Origin of the sequence: Micromonospora sp. C28SCA-DRY-2 (assembly GCF_030519475.1) — a bacterium.
Lineage (GTDB): Bacteria > Actinomycetota > Actinomycetes > Mycobacteriales > Micromonosporaceae > Micromonospora.
Map to the genome: position 1 here is coordinate 889,383 of NZ_JAUMKD010000002.1, position 14,050 is coordinate 903,432.

Here is a 14,050-nt window from a genome sequence, read left to right on the forward strand (position 1 = left end):
CAGTCCGCCCGGCTGATCGAGGAAGTGGCCAAGACACCTGACCCGCGCCGCCTGGCGCAAAGCCCCGGAGCACTAACAACGGCGCGTGCGTCGAGGTCGCCGACAACCTGCTCGCGGTCGCCGTCCGGGACAGCAAGCGACCCGACCGGCCTCGGCGCTTCTCACCTTTCGCCCCGGCGAACTGGCGGGCTCGTCACCGCCACCCCGACCCGCCGCCACTCTGCGGGCGAGCTGCGCCCCCTGCGCCGAGGGGCGACACGGGCCGGCGCCGTCCGGGTCTGCCAGCGTGGCCGCGCACCGACCCGGCAGCACCAACCCGGCTGTCCAGCACCAGTCAGCAGCGCCGACTCATCCCCGCGTTCCGCGCCACCCCACAGCGACATCGGGATGCCACGTTCCCGGCCACTCCATGATCGACACCAGATCGGCGACATATCCGACCCCGCAACACCTCCCACACCGCCGGAATACATGGCGCCGCAGCGCCACCGCAGCCGCGCGAGACGGACGGCCTGGCGGCGTTTTTGGTAGGGCCCGCCCCGACGGGCGCGGGCCGCGGTGAATCGACGCGCCGACATGACCGGCACGCGTAGGGAGGAACGGAAGGCCGGGACAATGGCCGGGTGGGACCGGACCAGCCGCCGCCCCTGCCCGCCGAGGCGTCGGCCGCGCTCGCCGTGCGGTCGAGGCCACGGCGGCGATTTTTTTTTTTTTAATCCGCTGGCCGCGCAGGCGTCGGCGCTACCCGCTCAATGGGGTCCCGGCCGGGCTGGCTTCGCCGCCGCGCTGGACCCAGTTTCATTGCCGCCGGGCGGCCGGCAGCCTGACCGCCGCCGCCGGCATGTTCACCCGCGCCGGGTTGGAGCAGGCCACCCGCCGGGTGGTGGCCGGCCGGCGGGCCTATGGTTGCGAGCCGCCGGTGCGCGCACCCTGCCGACCTGGGCTGCGGGCCCGGCGCGCCGACGCGCCGCCGCCGCCCGCGCCGGCATCCGGGCGTACGGCGCGGAGGTCGACCTCGGCCACCGCCGATGGCTTCTCGCGGCGAACGCCGAGGCGGTTTGCGCGCCGAGCTGCCCACCGTCGAGCGCGGCACGCCATCGCGCGCTCAACGTCGCACCGTCATCGACGCGTCTTCTGCGATCCGGCGCGGCGGCAGACCGGCACCGGCGGCGGGTGTTCGACCTCGAGCGCCTACTCCCGCCGCCGACCCCCGTGCTCGGGCTACCGAACGGTGCCGTACACCGTGCGAAGGTGGCGCCTCGGGTTGGGACCACGCCGATCCCGCCGGGTGCCGAGGCGGGCGGGTCAGTGTGGACGGGCGACCTCTGAATGAGGCGACCTCTGGTGCGGCTGGGCTGAGGTCCCCGCCGGGCCACCGGGCAGCGGCGGGGACGCCCACGCGCTCACCGGCGCCGTGGTGCGACCGCAGGCGGCGGTGGGGCTGGTCCGCCGCTACCTGTAATGACCCAACGTCCGCGGTCTGCGCCCACCTGGCCGCCGAGTTGGCCGAGGACGCCTCCGACGCCACGCTGCCGACCCCGGACATCGCCTACCCTACGCTGACGCGCCGGCCACCACCCCGTACGCCTGCTGCCTGGCGGTCACCGACGCCGCCGTTCTCACCTCCGCGGCTTGCGCGCGTTCCGCGAAAGCGGCGGGTGGGCCTGGTGGATCTCAAGCGCGGCTTCTGGCGCTGGAGCTGAACCACCCGCCGGGCGACCTGCGGCTGGCCGGGAGAATCCGGCCAGCCTGGGTCACCCGGGTGGCCGGCGCCCCACCTCACCCTGCTCTGCCAACCCGTGCCGGCCCTCGACCACCCTCGCCGCTTCGCCGCCCGGCGCCGCCCGCCTCAGGGCGCAGGTATCGGATGGCCTGGCGGGCGGGGCACCGCTAGCTTGTCGGTCATGGCGGGACAGGGGGAACGCCGGCGACAGCGCTGCTGGCGAAGCGGTGGTGCCATCGCGCAGCACAGCACTTCCATCCGTACGACGCTCCCGATCGCGCCCAACTACGGTGGGCTGGTCGCCGAGGTGCGCTCGGCGTGCCGCCGGAGCGCGGGCGTTCGCCACTCGGTCACCGAGGTCGACGGGGTGCCTTCACGGTGGCGGTCGTGCCGGTCACCGGCGAAAGCTGGACCTCGGGCGCCTCGCCGCGGCGTGCGGCAAGCGGGCGGCGCTGGCCGACCGTACGGTCGCCGAGCGGGTCACCGGCTACGCGTCCGGGCGGGATCAGCCCGCTAAGCCAGCGCAGGCGGCTGCCCACCGTGCTCGACCTCCGCGCTGGATCTCGATCATCTTCACCGCCGCCGGGTCGGCGCGGCTTCTCGCAACCCAGCTCGCCCCGTCCGGACCTGGTCACCCTCACCGCCGCCCGCACTGCCCCCCTTCCACCACCCCTGACCCCGCCTCCACCTCCGCCCCCGTCGCTTCTTCCCTTCGTGCCCCCGCTTTCCTCGCTCCCTCGTCCGCTCTTCTCCCTGCCTCCCCCGGCTCCGTGGGGTGATCATGAGGTTAGCGGGCGCAGTTCCGGCTGGATACGCCGCAAAACCCCATGATCACCATGTCGGTGCGAGGGGCGGGCGAAGTGAGGGCGGGGAGGGGTGGGGGTGTGGGAGCTGCTTCTTTGGGGGATGGCTGGGCGTCGGGGGCGTTGCTGAATTGTTACCGCTGCCAACAAACTCATGACCTCGGCACCCTTGTGGTGGGGTCGGAGAGCGGAATACGTTGCCGGGCACAACAAAACATCACCTACCCCCACCCTCGAAAGGACCCTGCACATGCGCAAGGGCTTCCTCACCTTCGCCGCCGTGGGCCTCCTGACCGTCGGCAGCGTGGCCGCCTGTGGCGACGACTCCGGCAGCGGTGACCAGGCCGGCAGCGCCAAGACCCCGAAGATCGGCGTCATCCTCCCGGACAGCAAGTCCTCCGCCCGCTGGGAGGGCGCCGACCGCAAGTTCCTGGAAGAGGCGTTCAAGGCCGCCGGCGTCCAGTACGACATCCAGAACGCCCAGGGCGACAAGACCGCCTTCCAGACCATCGCCGACCAGATGATCACCAACGGCGTCACCGCCCTGATGATCGTCAACCTGGACTCCGGCACCGGCAAGGCCGTCCTGGACAAGGCCAAGTCGCAGGGCGTCGCCACCATCGACTACGACCGGCTCACCCTCGGCGGCTCCGCCGAGTACTACGTCAGCTTCGACAACGAGGCGGTCGGCAAGCTCCAGGGCGAGGGTCTGGCCAAGTGCCTGACCGACAAGGGCGCCAAGAACCCGGTCGTGGCCTACCTGAACGGCTCGCCGACCGACAACAACGCCACCCTGTTCAAGAACGGGTACGACTCGATCCTCAAGCCCAAGTTCGACTCCAAGGAGTACACCAAGGGCCCGGACCAGTCCGTGCCGGACTGGGACAACGCCCAGGCCGCGACGATCTTCGAGCAGATGCTGACCCAGACCGGCGGCAAGATCGACGGCGTGCTCGCCGCCAACGACGGGCTGGGCAACGCGGCCATCTCGGTGCTGAAGAAGAACAAGCTCAACGGGAAGGTCCCGGTCACCGGCCAGGACGCCACCCCGCAGGGCCTGCAGAACATCCTCGCCGGCGACCAGTGCATGACCGTCTACAAGGCGATCAAGGAGGAGGCGAAGGCCGCCTCCGACCTGGCCATCGCGCTCGCCAAGGGTGAGAAGAAGGAGACCGGGCAGACCGTCAAGGACCCGGAGGGCGGCCGTGACGTCGCGTCCGTGCTGCTCACCCCGAAGCTGATCTACAAGGAGAACGTCAAGGACGTGATCGCCGACGGCTTCGTCACCAAGGACGAGGTCTGCACGGCCGACTACGCCAAGCTCTGCGCCGACGCCGGCATCAGCTGACCGACGCTCCACGTCGTACCCGCCGAGGCGAGCCGCCCGGCACGGGACTCCCCCGTGCCGGGCGGCACTCGCCGGACGGGCTCCGAGATCTCCCCTCCATCCGAAGGAGACACCCCGTGTCCGCAACACCACTGCTGGAGCTACGCGGGATCGACAAGAGCTTCGGTCCCGTCCAGGTCCTGCGTGACGTCGCCTTCGCCGCCCACCCCGGCGAGGTGACCGCCCTGGTCGGCGACAACGGCGCCGGCAAGTCGACCCTGGTCAAGTGCATCAGCGGCATCTACCAGACCGACGCTGGCGAGTTCCTCTTCGACGGCCGCCCGGTGACCATCAACAGTCCCCGGGACGCCGCCGCCCTCGGCATCGAGGTCGTCTACCAGGACCTCGCGCTCTGCGACAACCTCGACATCGTGCAGAACATGTTCCTCGGCCGGGAGAAGCGCAGCGGCATCGTCCTGGACGAGCCGACCATGGAGCAGCTCGCCGCCGAGACGCTGGCCGGGCTCTCGGTCCGCACCGTGAAGTCGCTGCGGCAGCACGTCTCCAGCCTCTCCGGTGGTCAGCGCCAGACGGTGGCCATCGCCAAGGCGGTGCTCTGGAACAGCAGGCTGGTCATCCTCGACGAGCCGACCGCCGCGCTCGGTGTCGCGCAGACCGCGCAGGTGCTCGAACTGGTCCGCCGGCTGGCCGACAACGGCCTGGCCGTCGTGCTCATCTCGCACAACATGAACGACGTCTTCGCCGTCTCCGACCGGATCGCCGCGCTCTACCTCGGCCAGATGGTCGCCCAGGTGAAGACCACCGACATCACCCACGCCCAGGTGGTGGAGCTGATCACCGCCGGCCGCTCCGGCGCGCTCGGCCTCCCCGCCGAGGCGGCCAGCAACGGCCACGGCGCCGAGCCGGCCGAGACCACCACAGGAGGCGTCCAGTGACCACCACGGTCGTGCAGAAGGAGGGCCCGGCGGCGGTCACACCGACGCCCACCCTCGGCAGCCACGTACGCAACTACGTCGCCCGGGTACGCGGCGGCGACATCGGCGCGCTGCCGGCCGTGCTCGGCCTGATCGTGCTCTGCACGGTCTTCTCGATCATGCGGCCGTCGTTCCTCACCGCCGGCAACTTCGCCAACCTGTTCACCCAGGGCGCGGCGGTCACGCTGATCGCCATGGGTCTGGTCTTCGTCCTGCTGCTCGGCGAGATCGACCTCTCCGCCGGCTTCGCCAGCGGCGTCTGCGCCGCGGTGCTGGCCAACGTGGTGACCGTACTGGGCTACCCCTGGTACGTAGCGGTGCTCGCGGCCCTGGTCACCGGCGTGGTGATCGGCACGACGCTGGGCTTCCTGGTCGCCAAGATCGGAATTCCGTCCTTCGTGGTGACCCTCGCCGGATTCCTCGCCTTCCAGGGTGTCGTGCTGATGCTCATGGAGGAGGGCACCAACATCTCGGTGCGGGACGACGTGCTGGTGGCCATCGCCAACCGCAACCTGCCTCCCGTCCTCGGCTGGCTGCTGGCCGCCGTGGCGGTCGCCGGCTTCGCGGCGGTGCAGCTGCTGCGGCGGCGCAACCGCGCCAACCGGGGGCTGGTCACCGATCCGCTCGCGGTGGTGTTCGTCCGGATCGGCGGCCTCGCCGTGATCCTCGGCGTCGCGGTCTTCATCCTCAACCTGGAGCGCAGCCGCAACGTCCTGATCAGCTCGCTCAAGGGCGTACCGATCGTCGTGCCGATCATCGCGCTGCTGCTGGTCCTCTGGACCTTCGTGCTCCAGCGCACCAGCTACGGCCGACACGTCTACGCGGTTGGTGGCAACAAGGAGGCAGCGCGCCGGGCCGGCATCAACGTGGACCGGATCCGGATCTCGGTCTTCATGATCTGCTCCTCGATGGCCGCCGTGGGCGGCATCGTGGCGGCCAGCCGGGCCAACTCGGTGGACCCGAACACCGGTGGCAGTAACGTACTGCTCTACGCCGTGGGCGCCGCCGTGATCGGCGGCACCAGCCTGTTCGGCGGCAAGGGCCGGGTGCTGGACGCGGTGCTCGGTGGTGCGGTGGTCGCGGTGATCGACAACGGGATGGGTCTGATGGGGTACAGCTCGGGCGTGAAGTACGTGGTCACCGGCGTGGTGCTGCTGCTCGCCGCGAGCGTGGACGCCTTCTCCCGGCGCCGTTCCGCGGCGACCGGCACCCGCTGACCCCCGCGGTACCGACGTGGCGACAGTAATGCGCGCAGGGCCGAGCCAGGACGAGATCCGCCGGCAGAACCTCGGTGCGCTGCTGCGCTACGTGCACGTCCACGGGGCGACCACCCGCGCGGAGCTGACCACCGCGCTGGGGTTGAACCGCAGCACCATCGGTGCGCTGACCGCCGACCTGGCCGGCGCCGGGCTGGTCAGCGAGGGGACGCCGAAGGAGACCGGCCGGGCCGGACGACCGTCGCTGGTCGTCCGGCCCGAGTCGGCGCGGGTCTACGCGTACGCGTACAGCATCGAGGTGGACCGGCTGCGGGCCGCGCGGGTCGGTCTCGGCGGCACCGTGCTCGACCGCCGGGAGCTGGACCGCCCCCGCGACCTGACCGCGGCGGAGGCCGCGCCGCTGCTGGCCGGGGCGGTCAAGGAGATGCAGCACGGGGTGCCGGGCGAGTCGATCTGCGTCGGCGCCGGGGTCGCGGTCTGCGGCATGGTGCGCCGCGCCGACGGCCTGGTCCGGCTGGGCCCGACCACCGGCTGGGTGGACGAGCCGATCGGCGCGGCGCTCGGCGCGGAACTGGGCTGCGAGGTGCCGGTCACGGTCGGGAACGTGGCCGACGTGGCGGCGTTCGCCGAGCACGCCCGGGGCGCTGCCGCCGGCTGCGACAACGTCATCTACCTCTACGGGGACGTCGGCGTGGGCGCCGGCATCATCGCCGGCGGCCGGCGGGTGACCGGGCACGGCGGGTACGGCGGCGAGGTCGGCCACATGAAGGTGGTCCGCGACGGCGAGCACTGCGAGTGCGGCTCCCGGGGCTGCTGGGAGACCGAGATCGGCGAGCACGCGCTGCTGCGCCACGCCGGCCGCTCGGACGCCCGGGGGCGGGAGGCGCTGCTGGCCGTCTTCGACGCCGCCGACCGGGGCGACGCCCGGGCGCAGTCGGCGGTCCGCCAGGCCGGCGACTGGCTCGGCTTCGGGGTGGCCAACCTGGTCAACATCTTCAACCCGGAGATGGTCATCTTCGGCGGCACCATGCGCGACCTCTACCTCGCCGCGGCGGCCCAGGTGCGCAGCCGGCTCAACTCCAACGGGCTGGCCGCCTGCCTGGAACACGTCCGCCTGCGCACCCCCAAGCTGGGCGAGGACGCCGCGTTGATCGGCGCGGCCGAGCTGGCCTTCGAGCGGCTGCTCGCCGACCCGCTCGACGCCGGCTGACCGGCGGCACCGGCCGGGCGAACACTCGGCTGTCCGGCGGACCCGGGGCGCGCCGTTCCTGCGTAGCCTGTCCCCCGTGGACGTCCAGTTGCGCGCCTCCGACGACGACCGGCACCGGATGGTCGCCGAGTTGCAACGGCACACCGCCGCCGGCCGGCTCACCCTCGACGAGTTCGCCGAACGGGCCGGTGCCGTCTGGACCGCCCGTACGCTCGGCGACCTCGCCGCGCTCACCCGGGACCTGCCCCCGCCCGCCGCCCCGATCGCGGCCGACCCGTCCGCCGAGCACGGCCGGCGGGAACTGTTGGTGATCTTCGCCGCCGCCGCGCTCACCCTGCTGCTGCTCGGGCTGGTGCTGGCCGCCGTCCGCTGACCCCGCCGCCCCGGCCGAATGAACTGATCGGGCGATCAGCCCGTACCAGTGGGCGGACGGGCGACCGGCGGGGACGCGATCGCCCGGCGGACGCGTACGGACCGAGGAGGCAGCACAGTCATGGCATCGCTCAGATCCGCCCGCCGTCGGCAGGGGCACCGCACCCGTCGGGTGGCGGTGCTGCTCGTCACGATCGCCGCCGGGCTGGGCGTGCTGCCCGGCGTGGCGGTCGCCGCGCCGGCCGGACAGCAGCTCAACGCCGCCGACGCCGCCCTGCTCAACGGCGTCCGGCTGGCCGGGCTCTGGGAGATGCCGGCCGGGCAGATGGCCGCCGAGAAGGGCCAGTCGGCCAAGGTACGGGAGATCGGCGCGGCCATCGCCACCGAGCACGAGGAGCTGGACCGGCTGACCGTGGAGGCGGCCAACAAGCTGGGCGCGACCATCCCGACCGACCCGACGGACGAGCAGAAGGGCTGGTTGAAGGAGATGCAGAACGCCTCCGGCGCGCGCTTCGACCAGATCTTCGTCACCCGCCTGCGGGTCGCGCACGGCAAGATCTTCCCGGTGATCGGCGCCATCCGGGCCAGCACCCGCGACCCGATCGTGCGCAAGCTCGCCGAGGACGCCAACCGGTTCGTCATGCACCACATGCAGATGCTGGAGAGCACCGGGCTGGTGCGCTGGCCGGAACTGCCACCCGCCGCGCTGCCCGCCCCCGGCAACGACGGGCTGCTCGCCGCCGCCTCGGCCAACACCGGCCCGCAGATGGGCGTCAGCAGCACGGTGGTCTGGCTGGTCTTCCTCGCCGCGCTGGGCACCGGCGGGATCGCCACCTACCGGATGCTCCGCCGCACCTGAGCCGGCCCGGCCGCTACTCGTTCTGGGTCGGGCCGAGCAGGCGGATCTCCTCGATGTCCAGCACGGCCTGCACCTCGCGCAGCACGATGTCGTCGATCTGGTTCGTGTCGCGCAGCCGGGTGACCTCCCGGCGCTTGTGGTCGAGGATGGCGAGGCGCAACTGCCGGTCGAGTTCCCGGGTCTGCTCCGGCGCCTCGCCCCGTTCCTCGGCGGCCACCGTGTCCAGGTGCTTCTCGTACTCACCGCGCAGCCGGTCGACGACCTCCTGCTCGATGCCGAGCCGGGCGGCCACCTCGGGCAGCGCCGCCAGCCCGACCTCGGTGGCCCGCCGCCGGGCCAGCCGCACCTCGTTCTCCCGCTGGACGTCGCCGACCAGACCCGCCCAGCGGACCACGGCCGGCAGTGTGGTGCCCTGGATCAGCATGATCAGCACGATCACCACCACGGTGGTGAAAATGATCAGATCGCGTTCCTGCACCGGGGCGCCGGCGGTGGTGGCCATCGGAACCGCCAGGGCGGCCGCGAGGGAGACGGCGCCCCGGAAGCCGGCCCAGCCGGCCGCGGTCCGAACCCGCCACGGCACCCGCATGGCCCGCCGGGAACTGCGGCGGTCGACCGCCTGGATCAGGGCCGTGGTGACGTGGACGTAGAGCAGCCGGGTGGCGATGACCACCCCGGTCACCCCCACCGCGATGGTCAGCGCCTGCGCGGTGGAGGTGCTGGTCAGACTGCGCAGGGCCCGCGGGATCTGCATCCCGAGCAGGATGAAGAGGCTGCCGTTGATCAGGAACGTGGACAGGTCCCAGAAGTCGTACGCCATGATCCGGGAACGGGCCCGGATCACCCGCGGACTGGCGTAGGCGAGCATCAGCCCCGCGACCACCACCGCCAGGACGCCGCTGGCGTGGAGCAGCTCGGCGAGGAAGAAGGCGGTGAACGGGGTGAGTACGCTCAGCCCGCCCTCGCGCAGCGGGTCGTCGAGCCGCTTGCGGATCAGGATGACCAGCAGTCCGACCACCAGGCCGGCGGCGATGCCGCCGGCCGACGCGACGAGGAACCGCTCGGTCAGGGCGAACAGGCCCGGCTCGACACCGCCGACGACCAGGCCCACGGCGACCGAGAAGAGCACCAGCGCGGTGCCGTCGTTGATCAGGCTCTCCGCGTGCAGGGTGGTCAGGATCCGGCGCGGCATCCGCTTGGCCAGGCCGGAGACCGCCGCCGCGTCGGTCGGCGCGAGCACCGCGCCGAGCACCCAGGCCGCCGCCGGGTCGACGCCGAACCGCTCCACGAAGATCGTCACCGCCACCATGGTCACGATGACCAGGCCCACCGCGAGCAGCGCGATCGACAGCAGGTTGGCCCGTATCTCCCGCAGGCTGGTGGTGATGCTCTCCCGGTAGAGGATCGCCGGCAGGAAGAGCAGCAGCACCACCTCGGGGTCGAGCACCACCTCCGACAGCGGGGGCAGCAGCGCGAGCAGCGCGCCCATGGTGATCAGCAGGACCGGCGGCGCCACGCTGTACCGGCCGCCGAGGGTGGTGCCGACCAGCACGGTGGTGCCCAGCACCACGATCAGTACCAGCGCCTCCACGCCCCACCCCCGCCACACATGGTGGTATGGCGGACCGGCGGCGCACGGCCGTTCGTCCGAATTGCCGCGCGCCGGGTCAGGGCCGGTCAGGGCCGGTCGAGGCTGGTCAGGGCCGGCCAGGGGCGTGGGTCAGGGCCGGTCGCCGTGCCAGGAGCGCCAGAGGGCGGCGTACGGGCCACCGGCCGCGACCAGCTCGTCGTGCGGACCGAGCTCGGTGATCCGGCCGTCCTCGACCACCGCCACCCGGTCCGCGTCGTGGGCCGAGAAGAGCCGGTGCGCGATCGCGATCACCGTCCGGCCGGCCAGTACGGCGGCCAGCGAACGCTCCAGGTGCCGGGCGGCCCGGGGGTCGATCAGCGAGGTGGCCTCGTCGAGCACCAGGGTGTGCGGGTCGGCCAGCACCAGCCGGGCCAGCGCCAGCTGCTGCGCCTGCGCCGGCGAGAGCGGGTGCCCGCCGGAGCCGACCACGGTGTCCAGCCCGTCCGGCAGCGCCCGCGCCCAGTCCAGCGCGTCGACGGCGGCCAGCGCGGACTCCACGGCCGCCTCGTCGGCGCCCGGCCGGACCATCGCCACGTTGTCCCGAAGGGTGCCGATGAAGACGTGGTGCTCCTGGGTGACCAGCGCGACGTGCGAGCGCAGCTCGTCCAGGGGCAGCTCGTCCAGCCGCCGGCCGGCCACGGTCACCGAGCCGGAGTTGGGCGCGTGCACCCCGGCCAGCAGCCGCCCGAGGGTGGACTTGCCGGCGCCGGACGGGCCCACCATGGCCAGCTTCTCGCCCGGCTCGGGCACCAGGGTCACCCCGTGCAGCACGTCCCGGCCGGGCCGGTAGGCGTACCGGACGTCGCGGGCGGCGAGCCGCCGGTCCGCGCCCGGCCCCGTCTCCCCCGCCGGGCCGGCGGGGGCGGTGGCCGTCGTGGTCGGGGCGGCGGGCGGGGTGGCGGCCGGGTTGGCTGGCTGGTCACCGGCCACGCCGAGCAGTCGCGCCATCGAGGCGCCGCCGACCTGGAACTCGTCCAGCCAGGAGAGCAGCCGGTCGACCGGGTCCACGAGCTGCTGCACGTAGAGGGTGGCGGCGGTGACCTGACCGAGGCTGACCCAGCCCTCCAGGTAGAACCAGCCACCGATGAGCAGGGTGGCGGCCACCGGCACCACGTAACCGATCTCGGCGACCGGGAAGAAGATGGTGCGCAGCCAGAGGGTGTACCGCTCGGCCGCGTACGACCGGCGGATGTCGGCGTCGATGCGGGCCCGGCGGCGCGCCTGCTGCCGCAGCGCCTCGGTGGTCCGCGACCCCTCGACGGTCTCGCTGATCCCGTCGGTGATGTCGGAGTAGGCGGCGTTCTCCCGCAGGTAGCCCTGCGGGGCGCGGCGCAGGTACCAGCGGGTGCCGGCCCAGAGCACCGGCACCGCGATCAGGCAGGGCAGCGCGAGCAGCGGGCCGACCAGCACCAGCGCGCCGATGATGAAGCCGGCGGTGACGATCGCGATGAGCGTCTCCGGCACCGCGAAGCGGACCGTGCGGGACAGCGCCGAGACGTCCCGGGAGGTACGGGTGAGCAGGTCGCCGGTGCCGGCCCGCTCGACGGTGGCCAGCGGCAGGGCCAGCACCCGGTCGACGAACTCCTCGCGCAGCTCGGCCAGCACCCGCTCGCCCAGCCGGGCGGAGGCCAGGTGGGCGAAGCGCACCAGCACCGACTGCACCACCACGAACCCGGCGATGAGCAGGGCGATCCGGTCCACCGTGGTGCCGGTGGTGCCCCGGGAGATCCCCTCGACCAGGTCGCCGAGCAGCCGCGGCGCGACCAGGCCGGCCGCGGCGGCCAGCGCGTGCAGGGCCAGCGCCGTGGCGAGCGCGCGCGGGTGCCGGCGGACCAGGCCGCGCGCGTACCGGCGCACCTGCGCCGCGTCGGCGACCGGCAGTGCGGTGCCCATCAGTCCTCCTCCCGGCTCACCGTGGCCCGGTAGCGCGGTTCGCTGTCGAGCAGCTCGGCGTGCGTCCCCTCGGCCACCGCCTTGCCGTCCTCGACGAAGATCACGTGCTCGGCGCGGCCGAGCACCAGCGGGCTGGTGGTGCAGACCAGGGTGGTCCGGCCGGCGCGGGCGGCGGCCAGCCGGTCGGCGATCCGGGCCTCGGTGTGCGCGTCGACAGCGCTGGTCGGCTCGACCAGCAGCAGCGTCTCCGGGTCGGCGACCAGCGCCCGGGCCAGCCGCAGCCGCTGCTGCTGCCCGCCGGAGAACTCCCGGCCCCGCTCGGCGACCGCGCTGTCCAGCCCGTCGGGCAGCGCCTCGACGATGTCCGTCGCGCTGGCCGCGGCCAGCGCCGCCGCGATCGTCGCGTCGTCGGCCGTGTCGTGCGGGTCCAGCTCCGCCCGGAGCGACCCGGTGAACAGGTGTGCGTCGTTGTCGGCCACCATGATCCGCTCGCGCACCGTGGCCAGCGGCAGGTCCCGCAGCGGTACGCCGTGCAGGGTCGCCTCCCCGTCGACGTACCGGCCGAGCCGGTCCACGATCGCCACGGCCTCCTCGGGCGCGGTAGCGGCGAGCGCGGTGAACCGGCCGGGGCGCAGCGTCACCCCGGACTCGACGTCCACCAGCTCGCCGGGACCGTCCGGCAGGCGGGCCGGACGGGCCGGGTCGACCAGTTCCGGGGTGAGCCGGAGCAGCCGGACCACCCGCCGGGCGGCCACGTGGCCGCGGGTCAGCTTGTCCACCGCCTCGGTGAGCTGCCGCAGCGGGCTGACCAGGAACGCGGTGTAGCCGTAGAAGGCGACCAGCTGGCCGGCGCTGATCTCGCCGCGCAGCGCGAACCGGGCGCCGAGCCAGGTGACCAGCACCAGGAAGGCGCCGGGGAGCAGCACCTGCGCCGCCTCCAGCAGCGACTCGACCCGGGCCACCCGTACGCCGTCGGCGCGCAGCGCCTGCGACTGCGCCCGGTAGCGGGCGGAGAGCACCGGCTCGCCGCCGACGCCGCGCAGCACCCGCAGCCCGGAGACGATGTCACCGGCCCGGGTGGTGAGCGCTCCCTCGGAGTCCCGGTACGCCTGCTGCTGCCGGTGCAGCGGCCGGATGAGCAGGCCGACCACCGCCATCAGCAGCGGTACGCCGAGCACCACGACCAGGCCGAGCGGCACCGAGGCGCCCAGCAGGATCACCGCGACGGTGACGATGGCGACCACCGCGCCGGTGCCCCGGGCGGTGATGTCGATGGCGTGGCCGATGTGGCTGATGTCGGCGGTGCCGATGCTCACCACCTCGCCGGCGGCCACCCGGCGGGGCAGGGCGGCGCCGAGGCGGTTGGCGGTCTCCACGGTCAGCTGCACCGTCCGGTACGCGGCGGCCAGCCAGTTGAACACCGCGCACCGGTGCCGCAGGATCCCGGCGACCGCCTGGAGCACGCCCAGGCCGAGCAGCACCAGCCCCCAGGCGACCAGGGCGCCCTCGTCCCGGCGGGTGAGCCCGTCCACGGCCCGGCCGACGGCGGCGGGCATCAGCGCCTGGGCGACCATCCAGAGCACGCCGAGGGCGATGCCGGCGCTGAACACGGCCTTGTGCCGCATCGCCAGCCAGACCAGGTAGCGGGTGGCCGACCGCGCGTCGGGTACGCCGGGATCGCCGGCCGGTAAGGAGCGCATAGCCCCTCGAAGCTAGACGGACGGCCATCCGTCGCGCGAACCAATTACCGCCCGGCGGTCAGCGGTCGACCTGCGTGAAGTCCCACGAGTGCGGGGGCCGGGCGAGCAGCGTCGGGGGCGGATCCGGCAGCGCCCGCGGGTTGCCCCGCCACTTGGAGATGACCACCACCCGGTGGTCGGTGGAGGAGAACACCTCGCTGGACAGGTGCAGCGGGTCGTGGTCGAACTCCGGCAGGGCGGTGTCGCAGACCCAGGTGATCAGGTCGGCCACCCCGTACGGCTCGGCGCGCGCCTCCCACATCCGGACGATCACGTCGGCCC

At 73.3% G+C, this 14,050-nt stretch carries 10 protein-coding genes and 2 pseudogenes; 8 read left to right on the plus strand and 4 right to left on the minus strand.

Annotated features, from left to right (window positions below):
• Positions 1-37: 37 nt before the first annotated feature.
• From Q3W71_RS12560 to Q3W71_RS12595, 8 genes and pseudogenes are all read left to right on the plus strand, one after another.
• Positions 38-143 (plus strand): annotated as a pseudogene (locus tag Q3W71_RS12560) (DUF397 domain-containing protein); the annotation flags it as partial.
• Between the two features lie 1,946 nt (positions 144-2,089).
• Positions 2,090-2,380, plus strand: a pseudogene (locus Q3W71_RS12565) (YbaK/EbsC family protein); the annotation flags it as partial.
• A gap of 396 nt (positions 2,381-2,776) precedes the next feature.
• Positions 2,777-3,874, plus strand: coding sequence for a sugar ABC transporter substrate-binding protein (locus tag Q3W71_RS12570; protein ID WP_302919457.1), 1,098 nt, complete (start codon positions 2,777-2,779; stop codon positions 3,872-3,874).
• Positions 3,875-3,990: 116 nt separating this feature from the next.
• Positions 3,991-4,809, plus strand: a complete 819-nt coding sequence (locus tag Q3W71_RS12575; protein ID WP_302919458.1) for an ATP-binding cassette domain-containing protein — start codon at positions 3,991-3,993, stop codon at positions 4,807-4,809.
• Entirely contained in the window at positions 4,806-6,065 is a 1,260-nt protein-coding gene (locus tag Q3W71_RS12580; RefSeq protein WP_302919459.1) for a sugar ABC transporter permease, read from the plus strand. Before Q3W71_RS12575 ends, Q3W71_RS12580 begins: the two co-directional genes overlap by 4 nt.
• A 28-nt stretch (positions 6,066-6,093) precedes the next feature.
• Positions 6,094-7,275: an ROK family protein gene (locus Q3W71_RS12585; RefSeq protein ID WP_302919460.1), complete on the plus strand. Its 1,182-nt coding sequence runs from the start codon at positions 6,094-6,096 to the stop codon at positions 7,273-7,275.
• A 76-nt stretch (positions 7,276-7,351) separates the two neighbouring features.
• Positions 7,352-7,648, plus strand: a complete 297-nt coding sequence (locus Q3W71_RS12590; protein ID WP_302919461.1) for a DUF1707 domain-containing protein — start codon at positions 7,352-7,354, stop codon at positions 7,646-7,648.
• Positions 7,649-7,768: 120 nt separating this feature from the next.
• Entirely contained in the window at positions 7,769-8,506 is a 738-nt protein-coding gene (locus Q3W71_RS12595) for a DUF4142 domain-containing protein (protein WP_302919462.1), read from the plus strand.
• A 13-nt stretch (positions 8,507-8,519) separates the two neighbouring features.
• Here the strand turns inward: Q3W71_RS12595 and Q3W71_RS12600 are convergent, their stop codons facing one another.
• The 4 genes from Q3W71_RS12600 to Q3W71_RS12615 form a co-directional block, all read right to left on the minus strand.
• Positions 8,520-10,097 (minus strand): Na+/H+ antiporter, encoded by a 1,578-nt coding sequence (locus tag Q3W71_RS12600; protein ID WP_302919463.1) that lies wholly within the window; start codon positions 10,095-10,097, stop codon positions 8,520-8,522.
• 129 nt (positions 10,098-10,226) lie between these two features.
• Positions 10,227-12,029, minus strand: coding sequence for an ABC transporter ATP-binding protein (locus tag Q3W71_RS12605; RefSeq protein WP_302919464.1), 1,803 nt, complete (start codon positions 12,027-12,029; stop codon positions 10,227-10,229).
• A complete protein-coding gene (locus Q3W71_RS12610) occupies positions 12,029-13,729 on the minus strand; it encodes an ABC transporter ATP-binding protein (RefSeq protein WP_302919465.1) in 1,701 nt (566 codons plus the stop codon). Before Q3W71_RS12610 ends, Q3W71_RS12605 begins: the two co-directional genes overlap by 1 nt.
• A 58-nt stretch (positions 13,730-13,787) precedes the next feature.
• Positions 13,788-14,042 (minus strand): hypothetical protein, encoded by a 255-nt coding sequence (locus Q3W71_RS12615; protein WP_088997394.1) that lies wholly within the window; start codon positions 14,040-14,042, stop codon positions 13,788-13,790.
• Positions 14,043-14,050 lie beyond the last annotated feature (8 nt).

Coding starts and splice junctions, on each gene's coding strand:
- Q3W71_RS12585 (WP_302919460.1), top strand. CDS start 6,094: ATGCGCGCAGGGCCGAGCCAGGACGAGATCCGCCGGCAGAACCTCGGT.
- Q3W71_RS12595 (WP_302919462.1), top strand. CDS start 7,769: ATGGCATCGCTCAGATCCGCCCGCCGTCGGCAGGGGCACCGCACCCGT.
- Q3W71_RS12610 (WP_302919465.1), bottom strand. CDS start 13,729: ATGCGCTCCTTACCGGCCGGCGATCCCGGCGTACCCGACGCGCGGTCG.
- Q3W71_RS12605 (WP_302919464.1), bottom strand. CDS start 12,029: ATGGGCACCGCACTGCCGGTCGCCGACGCGGCGCAGGTGCGCCGGTAC.
- Q3W71_RS12570 (WP_302919457.1), top strand. CDS start 2,777: ATGCGCAAGGGCTTCCTCACCTTCGCCGCCGTGGGCCTCCTGACCGTC.